16 protein-coding genes are annotated in these 16110 nt (G+C 62.5%); 12 read left to right on the top strand and 4 right to left on the bottom strand.

Annotation, left to right across the window (positions count from 1 at the left end):
* The first annotated feature begins 207 nt into the window (after positions 1-207).
* The 7 genes from IAG39_RS25090 to IAG39_RS25060 all read left to right on the top strand — a co-directional run bounded on the left by IAG39_RS25090 (position 208) and on the right by IAG39_RS25060 (position 6679).
* On the top strand, positions 208-1101 hold the full coding sequence (locus tag IAG39_RS25090; RefSeq protein ID WP_059375496.1) for an NAD(P)-dependent oxidoreductase: 894 nt from the start codon (positions 208-210) through the stop codon (positions 1099-1101).
* Positions 1102-1247: 146 nt separating this feature from the next.
* Positions 1248-2264: an iron-containing alcohol dehydrogenase gene (locus IAG39_RS25085; RefSeq protein WP_165867782.1), complete on the top strand. Its 1017-nt coding sequence runs from the start codon at positions 1248-1250 to the stop codon at positions 2262-2264.
* 34 nt (positions 2265-2298) lie between these two features.
* Complete coding sequence (locus IAG39_RS25080) at positions 2299-2802, top strand: 2,4'-dihydroxyacetophenone dioxygenase family protein (RefSeq protein WP_059375485.1); 504 nt, start codon at positions 2299-2301, stop codon at positions 2800-2802.
* Positions 2803-2849: 47 nt separating this feature from the next.
* Positions 2850-3812, top strand: coding sequence for a Bug family tripartite tricarboxylate transporter substrate binding protein (locus IAG39_RS25075; RefSeq protein ID WP_165867783.1), 963 nt, complete (start codon positions 2850-2852; stop codon positions 3810-3812).
* Positions 3813-3929: 117 nt separating this feature from the next.
* Entirely contained in the window at positions 3930-4892 is a 963-nt protein-coding gene (locus tag IAG39_RS25070; protein WP_118931761.1) for a Bug family tripartite tricarboxylate transporter substrate binding protein, read from the top strand.
* A 13-nt stretch (positions 4893-4905) separates the two neighbouring features.
* Positions 4906-5667, top strand: a complete 762-nt coding sequence (locus IAG39_RS25065) for a class II aldolase/adducin family protein (protein WP_059375472.1) — start codon at positions 4906-4908, stop codon at positions 5665-5667.
* A 13-nt stretch (positions 5668-5680) separates the two neighbouring features.
* Complete coding sequence (locus IAG39_RS25060) at positions 5681-6679, top strand: D-2-hydroxyacid dehydrogenase (protein WP_118931762.1); 999 nt, start codon at positions 5681-5683, stop codon at positions 6677-6679.
* A gap of 110 nt (positions 6680-6789) precedes the next feature.
* Here IAG39_RS25060 and IAG39_RS25055 read toward each other — a convergent pair whose 3' ends face one another.
* The gene (locus IAG39_RS25055) at positions 6790-8040 is read right to left on the bottom strand and encodes a flavin-containing monooxygenase (protein WP_059375379.1); all 1251 of its coding nucleotides are present in this window, start codon (positions 8038-8040) and stop codon (positions 6790-6792) included.
* A 463-nt stretch (positions 8041-8503) separates the two neighbouring features.
* Between IAG39_RS25055 and IAG39_RS25050 the strand changes: the two genes are divergently transcribed.
* The 5 genes from IAG39_RS25050 (at position 8504) to IAG39_RS25030 (ending at position 12739) form a co-directional block, all read left to right on the top strand.
* The gene (locus tag IAG39_RS25050) at positions 8504-9571 is read left to right on the top strand and encodes an ABC transporter ATP-binding protein (protein ID WP_410469165.1); all 1068 of its coding nucleotides are present in this window, start codon (positions 8504-8506) and stop codon (positions 9569-9571) included.
* A gap of 86 nt (positions 9572-9657) precedes the next feature.
* Positions 9658-10656 carry an NAD(P)H-quinone oxidoreductase gene (locus IAG39_RS25045; RefSeq protein WP_118931763.1) on the top strand — a complete coding sequence of 333 codons (999 nt, stop codon included), beginning with the start codon at positions 9658-9660 and terminating at the stop codon, positions 10654-10656.
* A 15-nt stretch (positions 10657-10671) separates the two neighbouring features.
* Positions 10672-11286: a glutathione S-transferase gene (locus IAG39_RS25040; protein ID WP_118931764.1), complete on the top strand. Its 615-nt coding sequence runs from the start codon at positions 10672-10674 to the stop codon at positions 11284-11286.
* Positions 11287-11296: 10 nt separating this feature from the next.
* Positions 11297-11767: a type II 3-dehydroquinate dehydratase gene (locus IAG39_RS25035; protein WP_118931765.1), complete on the top strand. Its 471-nt coding sequence runs from the start codon at positions 11297-11299 to the stop codon at positions 11765-11767.
* Between the two features lie 12 nt (positions 11768-11779).
* Positions 11780-12739 (top strand): 2-hydroxyacid dehydrogenase, encoded by a 960-nt coding sequence (locus IAG39_RS25030; protein WP_118931766.1) that lies wholly within the window; start codon positions 11780-11782, stop codon positions 12737-12739.
* A 573-nt stretch (positions 12740-13312) separates the two neighbouring features.
* Here IAG39_RS25030 and IAG39_RS25025 read toward each other — a convergent pair.
* From IAG39_RS25025 to IAG39_RS25015, 3 genes are all read right to left on the bottom strand, one after another.
* Positions 13313-14134, bottom strand: a complete 822-nt coding sequence (locus tag IAG39_RS25025) for an ABC transporter permease (protein ID WP_118931768.1) — start codon at positions 14132-14134, stop codon at positions 13313-13315.
* 1 nt (position 14135) lies between these two features.
* Entirely contained in the window at positions 14136-14990 is an 855-nt protein-coding gene (locus IAG39_RS25020; RefSeq protein ID WP_118931769.1) for an ABC transporter permease, read from the bottom strand.
* 72 nt (positions 14991-15062) lie between these two features.
* Positions 15063-16088: a PotD/PotF family extracellular solute-binding protein gene (locus IAG39_RS25015; protein ID WP_118931770.1), complete on the bottom strand. Its 1026-nt coding sequence runs from the start codon at positions 16086-16088 to the stop codon at positions 15063-15065.
* Between the last annotated feature and the right edge of the window lie 22 nt (positions 16089-16110).

The following is a 16110-nucleotide window of genomic DNA, read 5'->3' as shown; positions in this document are numbered from 1 at the left end:
AGTTCGTCGCAGTCTATCAACCAACGACTGTGCGGAGCGTCCACTTTTTCTCTGGCAAACATGCGTTTTTCGACTATCAACGCGGCTGTTTTTCAGGCGGCTGGAGCGTGATCGGATGTATGCCTAAAACGACTATCTGCCAGAAAAAATGTCGTCCTCTGGCATTTTTGATCGTCGATATACTTTGCCCGTCTAAAGGAGTGGGCTATGAGGATCGGTTTTATTGGCTTGGGCAGGATGGGACTTTCGCTGGCACGTTCGCTGGTCGGCAAGGGCGAGCAGGTTTGGGTTTTCGACCTGAACGAAGAGGTAGCGAAAAGACTCCAGGCCGAAGGTGCGCATATGTCGGCGGACGTGGCCGATCTGTGCAGAAATGCCGATATCGTCTTCACGATGCTGCCTGGCCCAAGGCAAGTCAAGGAGGTGGCGCTCGGCTCGGGCGGCATCCTCGAAAACCTTGCCCCCGGAGCCATCTACATCGACATGAGTACTGTCGATGTCGATACCGTCGATGCGCTGTTCCAGGCGTTCACGGCAAAGGGAATCGTGTTCGGCGATGCTCCCGTGGGTCGGCTGGCCGCACATGCGGACAAGGGAGAATCCCTGTTCATGCTGGGCATCGACGCGCGGTATCTCGAAAAGGTCGAGCCCGTTCTGTACAAGATGGGGACCACCGTTTATCACTGCGGTGCGGCGGGCCACGGCACGCGTACCAAGCTGATCAACAACATGATGGTCCTTTGCTATTGCCAAATCAATTCCGAAGCCTTGGTGTTGGCGCAATCGTTGGGTCTGGATCTGAACAATACGTTCAATGTGCTCACCAGCACGACTGCCAGCAACGGTCAACTGAAAGAGAAATGGCCGAACAAAGTGCTGAAAGGAGATTTGTCGCCGGGCTTCGATCTGGCGCTGGGATACAAGGACATCTCCTTGGCTTCCAACGCGGGCGCCAGCAGTCGGGTGGCTCTGCCCGTGTGCGACACGACCAGGAACATCTTCAGAATGGCGTTGGCGGCGGGCAAGGCAGGGCAGGACACGTCCAGCCTGACTGACTTCTGGGCCGAAATCAACGACTGCCCCAAACCCAGGCTCGGCTAGGCGCGTTTCGTCGCGAACCTAGAGCCAAGTGGATGCCGGGCCGCAGGCGCCCCGGAACACCATTGCTTCCGTTACTCATGGCCAATACATACTCAAATCTATATGGGACGGGCTTTCCTGCGCGATATGTGCAGGGGCCTGCCGCGTTGCACGAACTGAAAGGCATACTCCGGGACTGCCTGGGCGCGGACTCGGCGCTATTGATCTACGACGCGGCACTTGAGCAATACATGCCTCGTTTCAACCAGTCCGGCGTGGCGATCCATGCCTTCATCTTCCCGGGAAACTGTTCCGATGCTGCCATCGATGACCTGACCGCAGCTGCCCGGAATATCGCCGTGGATTGCGTGATCGGTTTCGGCGGGGGGAAAACGCTGGATACCGCCAAGGCCGTAGCGGCAAACCTGAATCTGCCCATGGTGATCATGCCGTCGGCGGCTTCGAACGATGCTCCGACGAGCCGCCTGGTTGCGATCTACGAAGAACATGTCTTCAAGCATTCCAGGGTGCTGGCGCGAAATCCGGACTTGGTGCTCGTGGATACGTCGATCCTGGCCGAGGCGCCCAGGCGGCTGCTTGTCGCTGGTATCGGGGATGCCCTGTCCAAGAAATTCGAAGTGGATTGCTCGGTGGCGAATTCCGTCCCGAATACCTTCGGCATGCAAAGCCTGCTGCTTTCGCGAACGCTGGCCGACAGATGCTATGAACTGATCCGCATCCACGCCATAAGCGCCATTGGCGAATGCGAGGCGCAACGGCCGGGCGAGAACTTCGAGCGACTGGTGGAGGCCTGTGTCCTGTACTCGGGACTGGCATTCGAGGGAGGCGGCCTGTCGCTGGCGCATGGCTTGCTTCGTGGGCTCACGTGCATGCCGGAAACCGAATGCTTCCTGCACGGCGAACTGGTGGCCTATGGCTCCCTGGTCCAGGTGCTGGCCTGCCAGCGCCAGCGCGACGAATTCGACGAACTGCTGGGAGTGGTCAAGGCAGTCGGCTTGCCCTCCTGCCTGCGGGATTTCGGCGTGTCGGACATCTCGAAGGAGCGGCTGTCGGAGGTGGCGGCGCAGACATTGACCGCGCCCTATCTGGCGGGTGGAGCGCAGCAGATATTCCAAGACGACATCGTGCAGGCGATGCTCGAACTCGAGCGTCGCACCGCCTGAAATTTCATCCAAACGGAAAACCGAAGGAAAAACCATGAACTCAGTTTTGCCATTCCCGAAAGAACTTCAACCCAAGGGCATACGCCAGGAGATCGTGACGCCGGTGCTGGAAGGCGATGACCGGTTGTGGGTTCCGATTCATGACAACGTGTGGTTCAAGCCGCTGTTGCTCAACATCACGCACGGGTACTGGACCAGCGTCCTGCGAGTGCGGCGTAAGGGCGTCGTCAGCTGTCATCGCCATCCCGCGACGGTGCATGGATATGTGCTGAAGGGGTCGTGGCGCTATCTGGAGCATGACTGGACGGCTAAGGAAGGAAGCTATGTCTTCGAGCCACCTGGCGAGACCCATACGCTGGTATCGGAAGAGGAAGGCGAGATGCTGACGTGGTTTCTGGTCAATGGCGCCTTGATATACGTGGACGAGAACGGCAAGCAGACCGGTTACACGGACGTATTCGATCGTGTTGAGAAATGTCGCGCCCATTACAAGAGCGTGGGCCTGAGCGAGGACTACCTCGAAAGCATCATCCGCTGATGCGATTCCCAGGGTGAGGAAGACAAATGAAAAAGATCAAAAACTTCTTGCTGCTGGCCTCGATGTCGGTGGCCATGTGCGGCGGCCAGGCCATGGCCGCTGACTATCCCGCTCGTCCCGTTTCGCTCGTCATCGGGTTTGGCGCCGGTGGCCCCACGGACGTGATTGGCCGGTATGTGGCGCAGCAGCTTGGCGACAAGCTGGGGCAGGCCGTGGTCGTGGAGAACCGGCCGGGCGCGAATGGCCTGATCGCCCTGCAGTATGTGAAAAAGGCCAAACCGGATGGCTACACCCTGCTGTTGGCGAGCAGCGGGTCCCTGGCTATCGAACCCATGTACCGCAAATCGATCGATTACAACGTCTTCAAGGACTTCACGATCATTGCTCCCGTCGCGCAGTATCCGTATGTGATGGCGGTGAATGCCCAGTCGAGCGTCAAGTCCATCCCCGATCTTGTCGCGGCCGGAAAGGCGGCCAAACAGCCGCTGACGTTCGGTTCCGCCGGCATGGGGGCGGACAATCATCTGGCCGGGGAGTGGTTCGCCAAGAGAATGGGGGTGCCCTTGTTGCACGTGCCATATAGCGGGGGAGACGCCGCCCTGGTGAATGGCATGCTGAGCGGAGGCATCGATATGGCCCTGATCAGCGGCGCCGTGGCGCTGCCGCAGGTGCAGGTGGGCAAGCTGCGCGCCATCGGCGTGGGCACAAAGGAACGCGTGTCTTTTCTGCCGGAGGTCCCGACGGTCATCGAGGCCACTGGCCAAGCTGATTTCCTCATCGGGCCATGGAACGGCATCGTGGGCCCGGCCGGCATGGATCCCGCGATTGCCGGGAAAATCGAGACGGCCGTCCAGGAAATCCTGAAAACCGAAAAGTCGCAGAAGACCCTGCTGGGGCACGGCCAGTATCCCTTCCTGGGTTCAGGCCAGGATTTCAGCAACTACATCAAGGCGCAGCAGGACCACTGGGCAGAGGTCATAAAAAGCTCGGAACTCGAGAAGCTGGACTGACCAGGCTGCGGTTCGACGTAAGGAGAGCTGTCGGAAGAAATAGCCGATACGTCGACGCACGCTTACCGGAATACCGGATTCCGTTGCGAGTGAACATAGAAAATAGGAGACAGCTCCATGGAAGTGCCGTTCTCTTCCCTTGTTTTTATGGTGTCCATGCTTGGCGTTTCCGTCGGCGCCCAGGCTCAGAATTTCCCCGAAAAGCCGCTGACGCTGGTTGTTCCTTATTCCGCGGGAGGCAGCACGGACGCCACCGCGCGCCTCGTTGCCGAAGGCATGAGCAAGAAGATCGGGCAGCCCGTTATCGTCGAGAATAAGCCAGGGGCCGGCGGCGGGATCGGGGCTCTGTATGTCAAGCGCGCGCCCAGCGACGGCTATATCATGCTGGTGACGTCGGCATCTCATATCGTGAATAAAGTCATGGACAAATCCGTGGACTACGATATGCAGCGCGATTTTCGTCCCGTATCGCAGCTGACGAATCTTCCGATCGTGCTGGTCGTGAATGCGAAATCGGATTTCAAGTCGGTCGACGATCTCGTCGCATTCGCCAGGAAGAATCCCGGAAAGCTGAACTATGGCTCCGCCGGCAACGGCACCGTTCAACATATGTCCGCGAGCCTGCTGGCCGATATGGCGTCGGTCGAGATGACGCACATTCCCTATAAAGGCGGCGCCGCGGCGCTGACGGATCTTCTTGGCGGCCAGCTGGACTTCGTTTTTTCGCCCATCAATGAGGTGGTCGGCCAGGTCAAGGAAGGCAATGTCCGGCCACTGGCCGTGACCACCAATGTCCGGTCGGACGTGCTGCCGGACGTACCCACAATGAGTGAATCTTTGAAGGGCTATCAGTTGCCGCTGTGGTTCGGCATCGCGGTGCGGGCCGATGTCTCGGATGAACGGACGGCCGTACTGTCCCGGGCGGTCCAGGATGCCTTGCGGGACAAGGAGGTCAGTGAGCGGCTGATCGCTCAGGGCAGCGAGCCGGTCGGGTCGACTCCGCAGGAGATGGCGGCACTGCAGGCCAGCGAGAAAGTGCGCATCGAGAAGTTGTTGGCCACGATGAACGTGGCTCGATAAAGGGAGAGGCACAATGCATACGTTCTCTGATGAAGAGTGGGCACTGCGAGTCGATCTGGCCGCCTGCTATCGCCTGGTGGACATGTTCGGAATGCTGGACATGATCTACAACCACATTTCCGCCAGAGTGCCGGGCGAGGATTCATTTCTCATCAACCCGTTTGGATATCATTATTCGGAGATTACGGCCTCGTCGCTGATAAAGGTGGACGTTGACGGCAATGTTCTCTACAACCCCCATGAAACCTATGGTGTGAACAAAGCGGGGTTCGTCATCCACAGCGCCATACACAAGGCTCGCCATGATGTCGAATGCATCATCCATACGCATACGTTGGACGGCATGGCCGTGTCGGCAATGAAATGCGGGCTGTTGCCTTTGACGCAGACGTCGATGCGGTTCGTGAATGTGGCGTACCACGACTATCAAGGCGTCGTGGTCGATACCGAGGAACAGGAAAGCCTCGTGAACGACCTGGGGGAGGCCGACGTGATGATTCTCCGGAATCACGGCTTGCTGGCCACTGGCCGGACCATCCCCGAAGCCTTCAACAATATCTACAGGCTTGAAAGATCGTGCGCCGTGCAGCTGCGCGTCATGTCGTCCGGCGCCGAGATCAACCTTCCAAATGACGAGGTGATACGTCGCACGGGACAGCAATTGAAGCTGCAACCCAGCGCAGACAGCCCCGGCAAGCAAAAGCCGTACGGAATATTGGAATGGCCTGCCTTGAAGCGGCTCCTGGATAAGAAATGTCCGGACTACAAAGATTGACCCGGGGCATTGCATGAATCCGCTTATCGTTTTGTCCCGCGAGGTGCATGGGCGTGATGTGGACGGGTACGCCCTGCTCAGGTCCCGTTGTGGCGAGGTATTCGACTGGCTGCTCTACGAGGGCGCGCACAGCGTTGCGGAGGAGGACAGGGCCCGGGTCGTAGGGGCGTATCTGTCAGCAGATATTCTGGAACTGTCCTCCAAAACGGAGCTGACAAGGAAGATGTCGGATTTTTGCGACCTGATGCGGAAATGCGGAGGGTTGCGGTTCCTGCAGGTTCCCTCCGCCGGATTGGATCGGCCGTTTTACGACGAATTGAGCGCCCGTGGCGTGCAAATCTGGGATGCGCGGGGGATCGCGGGGACGACGGTTGCCCTGAGCGCATTCACTGGCATGCTGATGCTTGCCCGGAACATGCATGTCCATTTCCGCAAGCAGTACGAAAATGAATGGTTTCCGGTGCGCTTTGGCCCGTTGGAGCCGAGGGGAGTTGAAAACAATACGGCCGTGATCGTGGGCGTCGGCAGTATCGGGGCTGAAATCGCCCGGCTATGCAAGGCCGTGTCCATGAAAACCATAGGCGTGAGGCGAACTTCCTGCGGCCCCCTGCCGAATTTTGACAGTGTCGTCACCCTGGACAGGAAGGATGAGGTATTGCCCCGCGCCGACTGGGTATTCCTTGCATGCCCGCTGACGCCCGAGACGTTTCATCTCATGGATGCCGATGCCTTTGGCAAGATGAAGGCCGAGGCAGGACTGATCAACGTTGCGCGGGGACCGGTGGCCGATGAGGACGCCTTGATCGAGGCGTTGCAACGGGAGCAGGTCCGCTGCGCTTACCTGGACGTTTTCGAAGTGGAACCCCTGCCGCCGGCGTCGCCTTTGTGGAATATGCACAACGTGATTCTCACGCCGCACGCGGCGGGCGATGCGCAGACCCGATACGGGAAACTGGACGAGCGCTTTCGGCAGCGCTTGCTGCAATGGTATGCCAGCGCTAGCCAGCTCTAGCTACAGTGCCCGAATGGGGTAGGCCAGCCAGGACCGCAAAAAACCCGCAGCTCCCACGAGCGTGCGGGTTTTTTCTGGCTGACCTGGCAGCCGGCCATGCGCCGCCTCCCTCATTCCTTCTCGTACGCCAGGTAATCCAGATGGATGCCGATATGGTCCGCGATATAGCGGGCGTCGTGCCAAACCCCCCAGATGAACGAGGAACTACGGTTGGTGAGGTTGGGCAGGCCAAGGAAGTAAATGCCTTTTTCGGCGGAAATGCCGCGCTTGTGGATGGGGTAGCCGTTTTCGTCGAAGGTGTCGACGTCGATCCAGCTGAAGTCGACCTTGAAGCCGGTCGCCCAGAGGATGGTCTTGATGCCGGCCTCGGCCAGGTTCAGGCTGAGGATGGGGTAGGTAAGGCATTCCGGGTCGGGCAGCAGTTTCCAGGCATCGGGCTCGGGCGGCAGGTCCAGGCCGTTCTGCTCGATGTAGGCGTCGGCTTCGCGCAGGACCTCGAAGTAGTCGGCGTCGCCCTGGGCGACGTCGCGGCCGAGGTTGTCGGCGAAATGCAGCACGCCGTTCTCATAGGAGGTGGTGATGCCCACCAGCTGGATGCCGTCGCGCGCCAGGCGGCGGAAGTCGACGGTCTTGCCGTTTTCGTAGCCGCTCACGGCGAAGGCGACGTGTTCGCGCTTGGGCTTTTTCTTGACCTCATCCCACATGCCCAGCGCGCCCAGCCACCAGCAGTAGTCGCGCTGGCGGTAGGAGCGGGGCGGGCGATAGTGTTCGCCCACCGACAGGTAGACGGTGCGGCCGGCCTGGCGGAGTTCTTCGGCGATCTGCGAGCCGGAGGCGCCTGCGCCGACGACGAGCACGGCGCCCTCGGCCAGCTGGCCTGGATTCTTGTAGGCCGAGGAGTGAAGCTGCTGGATGCCGGCGTCCTGCGGCACGATCTTCGGGTAGGTGGGGATCTGGAAGGGGCCGGTCGCGGCGACCACGTGCTGGGCTTCGATGGTGCCCGCGGAGGTGGTGACGGTGAAGCCCGGGCGCTTGTCGTTGCGCTGCACGCGCAGGACTTCGACGCCAGTGCGCACCGGCGCCTTGAGCATCTTGGCGTAGTCCTCGAAGTACTGGGCCATGCGCTCCTTGGGCGGGAAGACGTCGGGTCCGACGTCATCGAATTTCAGGCCGGGAAAGCGGTCGTGCCAGGCGGGGCCGTTGGCGACCAGCGAGTCCCAGCGTTCGGAGCGCCAGCGTTCGGCGATCCGCTTGCGCTCGAGCACGATATGCGGAATGCCCATGGCGCCGAGGTGTTCGCTCATTGCGATGCCGGCCTGACCGGCGCCGATCACCAGCGTATTGGTTTTTTCAATTGACATTTGAAGATCCTAAAAATTACCGAGACCCTGGTGCGTCTCGAGGCTGACACGAAGATCAAGCAACAGAAGACCGGCGAACCGCGCGCTTGATCAAAGGGCGCGCTGAACGATAGGCACGCAGTGTGACCCTGAAGCCCCGAGTTGATAACTTCGTTTTTCGGACGGCTGACTTAGGAAAAAGCAAAGGAGCAGGTTTGCGCGGAAAGGGGGGCTTCGGGGCGTCCGGGATGCCGCGATTTCTTTTTTCCGATGGCCCCCATCAGCATCGGCAACGCACTGGGAAAAGGGCCTTGCCGTATTCTTGAACGCACCAGAACGCTGAGGACGCTCTCTTGCGTGCCATGCGGCCACCGCCTGCTTTTCCCGAGCCATACACGCCGGGAAGTCGAACTTTGTGAGTGCAGCAGCCATGCCGAATCGCCCCTTTGCCTCCGATACTCCCAGCGCGCTCCGATTGGAGGGCGTGATCAAGAAATACCGCGATCATGCGGTGCTCCAAAAGGTCTCCCTGAAGATCGAGAGCGGAGAGTTCCTGACGCTGCTGGGCCCGTCCGGTTGCGGCAAGACCACCTTGCTGAACCTGATCGCGGGTTTCGCCGACGCGGACGAGGGCGAGATCTTCATCGATGACACCCCGGTCACGGCCTTGCCGCCATATCAGCGCCAGATCGGCATCGTGTTCCAGAACTACGCGCTGTTCCCACACATGACGGTGGCGCGCAATATCGCTTATGGCCTGCGGATGCGGCGCGTGCCGGCCGCCGAGATCGAGCGCAGGGTGGGCGAAGCCATGGCCCTGGTGAAGCTGGATGGACTGGGCGAGCGCAAGCCGCGCGAGTTGTCCGGCGGCCAGCAGCAGCGGGTGGCGCTGGCGCGGGCCCTGGTGATCCGCCCCAAGGTGCTGCTGCTCGACGAGCCGTTTTCCGCCTTGGACAAGGGCCTGCGCGGCGCCATGCAGGTGGAAATCCGGGATATCCAGCGCAAGCTCGGGGTGACGACAATCTTTGTCACCCATGACCAGGGCGAGGCCCTCAGCATGTCGGACCGCATTGCGGTGATGAACCAGGGCGTGATCCGGCAGGTTGCAGCTCCCGACGAGCTGTACCGCAATCCGCAGGACCCGTTCGTGGCCTCGTTCCTGGGCGACGTCAACATCCTGCCCGCGCACTATCACGGCTCCGGCGCGGAGACCATTCAGCTGCGCCTGGGCGCGGGGCTGACGCATATTCCCCGCCACCGCCTGGTGGGCGGCTCGCACGAGGGGCACCGGCTCGATCTTTATGTGCGGCCCGAACATATCAAGCTGGAAACCCTGCATAGCGGGTCGGTGCTGAGCGGCACGGTCGTCAACCACGTATTCCAGGGCGACCACGTGGATCTGTACCTGGAGGTGCACATTCCCGTGGAGGGACGCCAGCACGTGATGGTGCGCACCTCCGACCTGAACTGCATCCATGAATGGCCCGTGGGCGCCGTGGCGGGACTTGCTCTGCCCGGTCACGGGGTCAGCGTCTTCAACGCGTCGTCCTGAAAGACGGGTTCCGCGCTGTTCCATCCTGCACGGCGGCCGCGCCAGCGCAGCCGCCCGGCTTCCATTCTTTCGCGAGGCAAAACTCCATGAAGCAGATCCCCCTTGAAATGCAAGCCATCATCGCCCGCGAGCCCGGCGACGCCACGGTGTTGGCGCTGGCCGAGCGCCCGGTCCCCACGCCAGGCCCCGGCGAAGTGCTGTTGCGTGTGCTTTCGGCCGGCATCAACCGGCCCGACATCATGCAGCGCCAGGGCCTGAGCAAGCCAGCGCCGGGCGTGACGGACGTGCTCGGGCTGGAGGCCTGCGGCGAGGTGGCCGCCTGCGGCCCCGGCGTGCCGGAGTCCCTGCTCGGACAGCGGTTCATGAGCCTGCTGGCGGGCGGAGGCTATGCGCCGTGGTGCGTGGCGCGCGTGGATCATTCCCTGTCCGTGCCTCCGGGGCTGGGCGACGCCGAGGCGAGCGCCCTGCCGGAAGGCCTGTACACCGTCTGGCACAACCTGTTCGAGCTGGGCCGCCTGCGCATGGGCGAGACCGTGCTGATTCACGGCGGCGGCGGAGGCATCGGCACGCTGGCGATCCAGATGGCGCATGCGGCCGGGGCAAAGGTCATCGTGACGGATGGCGAGCGCGACCGCGGCGCTGCCTTGCGCGAACTCGGCGCGTCCGAGGTGATCTGCTTTCATGACACGGATTTCGTGCAGGCCTGCGAGACCTATACCGAGGGCCGCGGCGTGGACGTGGTGCTGGACATCGTCGGCGGCGATTACGTGCGCCGCAATCTGCAGGCGCTGGCCTTCGGCGGGCGTCACGTGAGTCTTTCCTTCCTGCAGGGATCGGCCGTCAATGTCGAGCTGCTGACCCTGATGCAGAAGCAGCTGAGCCTGCATTCCTCGACCATGCGGCCGCAGACCGATGCCGAGAAGGCCCGCATGGCCGCCGCGCTCAGGCGCCACGTGCTGCCCTTGGTGGCCGCCGGCCGCATCCGGCCCAGAATGGCGCAAAGCCTGCCGCTGGCCGAGGCCGTGCGCGCGCACCAGTTGCTGGAAAGCGGCAAGGTGTTCGGCAAGCTGGTCCTCAAATCCTGACAATCGGAGATTGGATTGAAACTCCTCTACGCCCCGACGTCCCCTTTCGTGCGCAAGGTGATGATCTGCGCCCACCTGACCGGCCAGGCCGGACGGATCGAATGGCTGCCCAGCGCGGCGCATCCGGTCAACCGCGATGCGCGCATCGCCGCCCATAATCCGCTGGCCAAGGTGCCGACCCTGATCCTACCGGACGGCAGGGCGCTTTACGACAGCCGCGTGATCTGCGAATACCTGGCCGGCGCCGCCGGCGACGCGCAGCTGTTTCCGGCGGGCGAGGCGCGCTGGCTGGCATTGACGCGCCAGGCCCTGGGCGACGGCCTGCTGGATGCCGCGCTGCTGGCGCGCTACGAACACACGGCCCGGCCGGCCGAAATCCAATGGCCGCAATGGCGCGAGGCGCAGCTGGTCAAGGTACGGGCCTGTCTCGCGGAAATCGAGGCGCAGGCAGACGAGCTGCCGCAAGCGCATCCGGACATCGGCAGCCTGACCATAGGCTGCGCCCTGGGCTATCTGGATTTCCGCTTTCCCGAGCTGGACTGGCGCGCCGCGCATCCGCGCGCCACAGCCTGGTTCGCCGTGTTCAATCAATTGCCTGCCATGCAGGCCACCCTTCCCAACGAAGCCTGAGACCGCCGCCATGACGACGCCGAGCGCACCTTCCACCTCCTCCACGGTCTGGTTTCTCAACGGGCCGAACGCCAATCTCTACGGACTGGATGCCAACAAGACCTATGGTTCCGACAGCTTTCCCGTGTTGCAGCAGCGTTGCGAAAACAAGGCCGCCTCGCTGGGCATCCGGCTGAATTTCGTCCAGTCCAACCACGAAGGCCAATTGGTCGACTGGATACAAGAGGCGCGCGGCAGCGCGCAGGGCGTCATCATCAATGCGGCCGGCCTGACCTATTCGTCGGTGCCCATCCTCGATGCCTTGCTAGCCTTTCCCGGCAGGATCATCGAGGTCCACATGAGCAACATCTGGCGGCGCGAGGCCTTCCGCCATCATTCCTACATTTCCAAGGCCGCCGACGGTGTCATCGCGGGCCTGGGCGGCGACGGCTATGAGCTGGCCATCGAGGCCATGTCCCGCCTGATCAACCGCAGCGCCTGAGGTCGCCCCGCCATGCATGCATCCTCCCGCCCGGCCGTGTCGGGCACGATGGTTTTCTACAGCGAGTTCGACGACTACACGGCCTGGCGCGACGCCATGCGGGCGCGCCTGCCGGACCTGCGCATGGTGCACGGCAGCGAGGCGCACGACCCGGCCAGCATCCATTACGCACTGGCCTGGAAGGCGCCGCAGGGCTTCTTCGACCGCATGAAGAACTTGCGCCTTATCGTGAACCTGGGCGCGGGAGTGGATTCGCTGGTGGGCCGCGAGGACCTGCCGGCCGGCGTACCCATCACGCGTATCACGGATCCGAACATGGCGCGCATGATGGCGGGCTACGTGCTGTTCGCCACCCTGCGCTATGCGCGCGATATTCCGTATTTCGAGGCGGCGCAGCGGCGCGGCGAGTGGGCCTACCGCCATCCGCGTTCGCCCGAGGGCGTGCGTGTGGCGGTGCTGGGCCTGGGCGAGCTGGGCGCCTGCGCGGCGCAGGAGCTGCGCCGCCAGGGGTTGACGGTGCTGGGTTGGTCGCGCAGCCCGCGCAGCATCGAAGGCGTCGAGTGCCACGCCGGCATGGAGTCGCTGGACACGGTGCTGTCGCGCGCGGACATCCTGGTGGTGATGCTGCCGCTGACGCCGCAGACTCGCGGCCTGCTGGATCGCGAACGTTTGCAGCGTCTGCCCCGCGGAGCAGCCCTGATCAATGTGGCCCGGGGCGCGCTGGTGGACCAGGCCGCCCTGACCGATCTGCTGCGCAGCGGCCATCTGGGCGGCGCGACGCTGGACGTGTTCGAGCGCGAGCCCCTGCTCACTGGCGACCCGCTCTGGGCGATGGACAACGTGCTGATCACGCCGCACCTGGCTTCGGTGGCCATTCCAGCATCGGCCGCCGGACAGATCGCCGACAACATACTGCGCGTCAACCAGGGCCTGGAGCCCGCCAACCGCGTAGATCCCGCGCGCGGCTATTGACGTTGGGTCTTGCGGATGTCAGGGTTCTTTAGCCGCCGAGGCAGCCCTGCGCCATTCCGATGCTCGCCCCAATGGGGCTGCGCTTCGGATGGCTCCGGACCACCTCGGCTGACAGTCGCCTAATGCGTTGGTTTTGGACCCCGTTCATGGGTAGATATTGTGAGCCGGTGGCCGGACGGAGGGATCCGAAGCGCAGCCCCACCGGGGCGAGCATCGGAATCCCGCAGTCCGGACGCCGGCGACTCAAGAACCCAGCCTCACAAAACCGAAGCGGCAGGGCTTCGAGCTCTCAGATGTCAGCGTTCTTTAGCCGCCGAGGCAGCCCTGCGCCATTCCGATGCTCGCCCCAATGGGGCTGCGCTTCGGATGGCTCCGGACCACCTCGGCTGACAGTAGCCTGATGCGTCGGCTTTGGACCCCGTTCATGGGTAGATATTGTGAGCCGGTGGCCGGGCGGAGGGATCCGAAGCGCAGCCCCACCGGGGCGAGCATCGGAATCCCGCAGTCCGGACGCCAGCGGCTCAAGAACCTGATCTCACCAAACCAATCAGCAACATTCCACCCCAGAATTCTCTAGTGGTTGTCCTCGATATTGAGGATCCTGCTCAGCCCGAGGAAACGGTTGGCGAAGATCAACAGCGCGGCCGTCACCACGATGTACACCACCGACAGCGCAGCCAGGGTCGGGTCGGCGAACTCGCGCACATAGTTGTACATGGTCACTGGCAAGGTCTGCGTGCTCTGGGTGGTTACGAACAGCGAGGCGGTGAATTCGCTGAATGACATGATGGCCGCGAACAGCCAGCCGCCGAACAGCCCGGGCGCCAGCAGAGGCACGGTAATCGTGAACAGCACCCGCACGGGCGAGGCGCCCAGGCTGGCGGCGCTCTGCTCCAGGCGTTCGTCCAGGTTCTCCATCGAGACATAGACGCTGCGCAGCACGAACGGCAGGACCAGGATGACGTGGCACAGAATCACGATCCCGTAGCCGCGGTCCACGTTCAGCTGCGCCGCCAGGATCAGCAGGCCCAGCCCGACCGTGAAATGGGGAATCACCAGCGGCGAGAGCAGGATGGCTTGCAGGATGTTCTTGCCCGGAAACGCCATGCGCTTGACGGCGATCGCCAGGCCGGTGCCGATGACCAGCGCCAGCAGCGAGGACCAGAGCGTCACCACCATGCTGGCGCGAAAGCCATCGCGGAAATCGGCGTAGGTGAAGACGCGCTCGAACCAGCGCCAGGACCAGGCCTGCGGCGGAAAAGTGAGCAGGGCCTTGTCGTTGAAGGAGGCCAGCATCACCACGACTACCGGCAGCAGCACGAAGGCGAGGATCAGCGTGATCAGCACCGGCGCGCCGATGCGCAGCCACAAGGGCAGGGATTTGCGGATGCTCATGTCAATGTCCTCCGATGACCTTGAGACGGCGCGTGACCTGGCCGAGCAGCATCAGCGAGATCGCCGTCAGGCCCAGGCCCATGACGCTTAGGCTGGCGGCGAGGGGGAAGTTCATCGACGAGAATCCCAATTGGTAGACCAGCGTCGAGACCGTCGGCACGCGGCCCCCGCCTATCATCTGCGGCGTGGCGAAGGCGCTGAAGGTCCAGGCGAACGAGGTGGTGATGCTGGCCAGGATGCCGGGCATGGACAGCGGCAGGGTGATCGTGAGAAAGGTGCGTACCGGCCCCGCGCCCAGGCTTTCCGCGGCCTTTTCGTAGTCGCGGTCGATGTGCGAGATGGCCGTGGCCAGCATCAGCACCACGACGGGGATGGTGACGTGCACCAGCGCCACCAGCACGCCCAGATGGCTGAACATCAGTGTGAGCGGCGTATCGATCAGGCCTATCTTGAGCAGCATCGAATTGATGAAGCCCGTGCTGCCCAGCACGATGATCCAGGAATAGGTGCGCACGATCTCGCCCAGGAACAGCGGCGTGATGGACACGATCAGGATGAAGGATTTGATGGCACGGTTGCGCACCCGGACCAGGGCATACGCCAGCGGATAGGCCACGAGCAGGGAACAGACCGTGGTCTCCACGCTCAGGCGCAAGGTGTTGGTGAAGGCATCGATGTAGATCTGCTTGCCCATGCCCGAAAAGTTAGTCAGCGTCAGGCCGCCGACGTCCAGCGAACCCGGAATGAAGGTGCGCAAGCTGTACTGCAGCACGGCCGCCATGGCGACGCAGATGCACAGGGCGATGAAGCTTGCCGGGGATATCAGCCATCCCCTCAGGGTGGAACGCGCATCCATGGTGAACCCATCCTTGGTTTACGTTGAGGACGTGGCGGCGCCGCGGCCCCATGGGGCCGCGGCCTTGCGTTATCAGTTCATGATGTTCTCGGTAAACCACTTGCGCCACTCGGCCGTTTTCTCCGCGCGCAGCTTGTCGTCGATGACGATGGCCTGGGTGTCCCACTGCTGTTTGGTCGTGAAGACGCCAGGAAGGGCAGCGTCTTCAGGCGAGACCTTGGCGTTGTCGACGACGGGGCTGGCTTTCTTGGCCGCCACGATCTTGGCCTGCACCTCAGGCGACAGCGCGATGTCCATGAACTTGTGGGCCAGGTCGGTCTTGGCGCTGCCTTTCATGATGGCCATGGTATCGACACCCAGCACCGCGCCTTCCTTGGGCATCGCCACCTTGATGGGCACGCCCTGGCCGATCATGTAGTACGCGTTCATGGATAGCACGACCTGCACCGGCGTTTCGCCGGCGGCGATCAGTTGCTGGCTGTTGGCGTCGTTGGTGTAGAAAGCCTTGAAATTGGGTTTCAGGGCCTTGAGTTTTTCCTGCCCCTTTTCCCAGGTGCTGGCGTCGCCGCCGGACAGCAAGGCCGAAATGTCGATGATGTGGCTGGGGTCGAAATCGGGCGCGGACAGCTTGCCTTTCAGCGCCGGGCTCCACAGATCGTTCCAGCTGTTGAAGGTGACGCCCGCGGGAACCAGGTCGGGGCGGTAGCCGATGGTGTACACGTACGCCCAGCTGCCGATATGGTACGGGCTGATCTTGGCCCGGTCGACCAGGTGCGAGTAGTTGGGGATCTTGCTCAGGTCAAGTTTTTCGTACAGGTTGGCGTTGACATAGAGCCAGCCGATATGCGACGTGGTGAACGTGATGTCGCTTTCCGGCTTGGTGGCGAGCTTGGCTTTGTTCAGCCGGTCTATGGTGCCGCCCGTGATGTACTTCACCGGCACGCCGGTCTGTCGCGTGAACTCGCGGCCGATGTTCTCGTCGATGAGATCGCGGAAGCTGCCGCCCCAGGTGCTGACCACCAGCGCATCCTGCGCCTGCGCCGTGGCGGAGAGAGCCGCGCCGGCAAGCATGCCGGCGCTTATGAGTTTCTTGATCATGACAACCCCTTGTCTATATGGT

This window comes from Achromobacter xylosoxidans (assembly GCF_014490035.1).
Classification (GTDB): Bacteria; Pseudomonadota; Gammaproteobacteria; order Burkholderiales; family Burkholderiaceae_B; genus Achromobacter; species Achromobacter bronchisepticus_A.
This window is presented reverse-complemented; position numbering and strand designations above follow the sequence as displayed.